Raw genomic sequence first — 404 nt, forward strand, 5'->3', positions numbered from 1 at the left:
CAAATACCGAGTCCAGCCCATTACTGATTTGAGCTGATCCAGAAAAATCAGAGGCATAATGCTCACTTGATAAATTCAAACTTGAACTTTGATTCGTTGGCTCTTCTTGGTTAGCTGTTAACAAAGTTTGAACTGGTGCTTTAGATTCAATTTCTAGAGAACCCTGCACGTTGTTATCTACTGAATCCTGGATTGTGTCAGATGGTACGGTTGGCTGTGAAGCATCAGTTTGGGCTTCATCTTCATGAATCGCTGGAGAATCCATTTCATTTACACGAGTTTCCGCAATAACTTGAATCTTCTCGCCTTCCGTATACTTGGTCCGCCATTCCTCTTCGCTTGGCAAGCTAACTGATTCAGAGGGACGAACACCAAACAAATCCTTAAATGCCTCACCATAGTTG

Annotated in this window: 1 protein-coding gene; it reads right to left on the reverse strand. The window is 42.3% G+C overall.

Annotation, left to right across the window (positions count from 1 at the left end):
- On the reverse strand, nucleotides 1–404 hold a 404-nt coding region (locus IV71_RS08095; RefSeq protein WP_162258602.1), incomplete at both ends, for a hypothetical protein.

The organism is Fructobacillus fructosus KCTC 3544 (assembly GCF_001438695.1).
Lineage (GTDB): Bacteria > Bacillota > Bacilli > Lactobacillales > Lactobacillaceae > Fructobacillus > Fructobacillus fructosus.